This window comes from Microvirga sesbaniae (genome assembly GCF_025460805.1).
Taxonomy (GTDB): domain Bacteria; phylum Pseudomonadota; class Alphaproteobacteria; order Rhizobiales; family Beijerinckiaceae; genus Microvirga; species Microvirga sesbaniae.
In genome coordinates this window covers 1-2,139 of record NZ_JAMXFJ010000099.1, presented here as the reverse complement: position 1 = coordinate 2,139, position 2,139 = coordinate 1, and the positions used below count along the sequence as shown (strand labels likewise).

General features: G+C 55.8%; 3 protein-coding genes. 1 reads left to right on the top strand and 2 read right to left on the bottom strand.

What is annotated here, in order from left to right; genetic code table 11:
• Positions 1 to 109: 109 nt before the first annotated feature.
• A complete protein-coding gene (locus OCW50_RS32895; RefSeq protein WP_262300387.1) occupies positions 110 to 526 on the bottom strand; it encodes a DNA methyltransferase in 417 nt (138 codons plus the stop codon).
• 728 nt (positions 527 to 1,254) lie between these two features.
• Here OCW50_RS32895 and OCW50_RS32890 point away from each other — a divergent pair.
• A complete protein-coding gene (locus OCW50_RS32890; RefSeq protein ID WP_262267334.1) occupies positions 1,255 to 1,677 on the top strand; it encodes a hypothetical protein in 423 nt (140 codons plus the stop codon).
• Positions 1,678 to 1,869: 192 nt separating this feature from the next.
• Here the strand turns inward: OCW50_RS32890 and OCW50_RS32885 are convergent.
• A partial coding sequence (locus OCW50_RS32885) for a DUF7696 family protein (RefSeq protein WP_262300386.1) occupies positions 1,870 to 2,139 on the bottom strand: 270 nt, incomplete at its 5' end.

The following is a 2,139-nucleotide window of genomic DNA, read 5'->3' as shown; positions in this document are numbered from 1 at the left end:
GCGCGGCAGTAAGCCGCGTGCGATCCGCCTCGTCGAGCCACGTCTCGGGAGAGTGATCATGGTGTTGCATGCGCCCCAGCAAACACCCGAGGCTCTCGCGTTGCAAGTCTTATGGCGACCTACTTAGAGATGGCTTCACGCGAATCCTGCGTACGGTGACCCATTCCGCCGGATTTGGAAGCCGCGCTGGATTCTGCCAGGCAAAGCGCTGACAGAGTTTCAGACCCAGCTCATCCTGAAATTTAATAAGAAGACGCTCTTGGTAGAGCGAGAGCGTAGGTTCGCCTCGACGCCATGCATCACCGAGGTTGAGGACGACAGAGGCGTCCTTGGCAAGTTTCGGCATCCACTGCTCGGCCAGGCGCAGCATCCAGTCAAGATACTCCCGTTCATCCAGGTTTCCGTACTCCTTCTGACGTAGGAGCGGATACGGAGGACTTGAAAACACGAGGCTCAAGCTGTTGTCGTCGAGCAGGCCGACGGCATCTTCGCAGTGCCCCCACAGGGCAGCGCCCTTGTCGGTCATGAAGATCGTGACAACGATCCCAGGGGTCGCCTTGGTAAGAGCCGAATGCCCTTTGTCGGTGAGGGCCCACAGGCCTGCATCCGCCGGTCGCAATAGCCCTCGAGTTTTGCTCTCTGCTGGGCCCAGCGCACCTCCCGCTCGAAGGCACTATAGGAGTGTCCGCAAATGGTAATTCTCGCGGAGCGCTCGTCAGCCGGCAGATCGATCTTCTCGGCCACCAAGTCATAGACGTCGCGAGCCTTCGCGGCCCCTCCCCTTTCCTCGATCGGGTCAAGCAGCGGAAGGATGAGCTGCGATTGGCTGATCTACTTTTTTTGGGGTTTGGCCTCGTCTGATCCACTCCAGACAGGTCACTTCGATAGGTTGAAGCTTAGGCTACTGAACGCCGAGCCAGTTCAGGGCAGGTTCGGACAAGCTTGGCGAATTAGGTAACAACTTTGTTGGTTCCGTAAGAACTTTATTGTCGCTGACCAAACTTTGTTGGCACAGGGCACAAAGAACGGATTAGGAACGGCTTCGCAGCGGCAGGCATATATTGTCGCAACCCTCACCTTAGCTACAAATGTTCCTTGCCTATGAAGCTCCGTCGATTCATTTCGGAATCGTTAATTCGGCGTTTGATTCCGAAGGCAAAACCAATAATGAACAGACCTTGGTTGTGGCGTGACGACTGTCCGGTCGTTGCTGACGATATTGCGCGTGCCCGGTCGACATTGCTCTCTCTGAGAATGAAGATCGATTCTAAGGGCCATGAGAAGGTGTATGCGTACGGTCAAGCGCTACGGCATGTGGCTCGGCTGATTGCTGGCGCCGTCCATGTGAGCGAAACCGATGCGCTTAGGGCACGTGGCGTTGATGCCGAGACGCTCGATCTTGTCTATCGCGATCTGTTTAGCAGCGCCCGTCGATGCCGGAGCTTCCTTCATAAAGGGACGCAGGCCTCAGAGATGGCGGACAATCTTGCGACTGCGTGCTCGATCCTAAAGAACCTCTACCGAATGCGCTTCCATGAGGAGCGAGCATCAGGTTCTCAGCAGGTTGAAGCAGGCGACTTGGCCGAGCGATTCATGACTCTATCTCTGGCTCTTTGTGAACTTGGGGCTGCCGTTTCGTCGGCCTATTGGGAAGAGGAGCAGCGCCTGGCCGCTTGATCGATGGCCGGGTAGGTTCTCCGACTAACCTTCTCGAAAATGCCATGATTGGTCTTCGGGCAGAGGCATCAATCCCTGCCTTGTGGAGATCGGTATGAGCTTCGACGACCACGACAGACCTTTCCGGCGATGGTTCCCGTATTTCTTCGTTGGATTGGCTGTGGTCGCCTCTATCGTATATATCTCTCTCGGCTAGCGCTTGTTGGCGCGTGCATCCATCAGCTGTTGCATGAGTGACCTCAAATCCTCAGCTGCCTTTCCTCCCCGAAGGAAAATGATTCCGCGCTCGATGGTTTTTCCGTTCTCATCCTTCGTGCCTTTTAAAAAGGCATCGCGTTCTGCCTTCGACATCTTCAGGACTGCGCGAGCTTCGCACTCGCGCTGCCACTCCTCGGACCACGTGTTGACCGGTTGTTTGGTGATTTCCGAGATAGCGGTTGTGTCGCGGGAATAGGCTATTTT

Excerpts from the sequence above, each read along its gene's own strand:
- OCW50_RS32895 (WP_262300387.1), bottom strand. The coding sequence starts at position 526 with ATGACCGACAAGGGCGCTGCCCTGTGGGGGCACTGCGAAGATGCCGTC.
- OCW50_RS32890 (WP_262267334.1), top strand. The coding sequence starts at position 1,255 with ATGAAGATCGATTCTAAGGGCCATGAGAAGGTGTATGCGTACGGTCAA.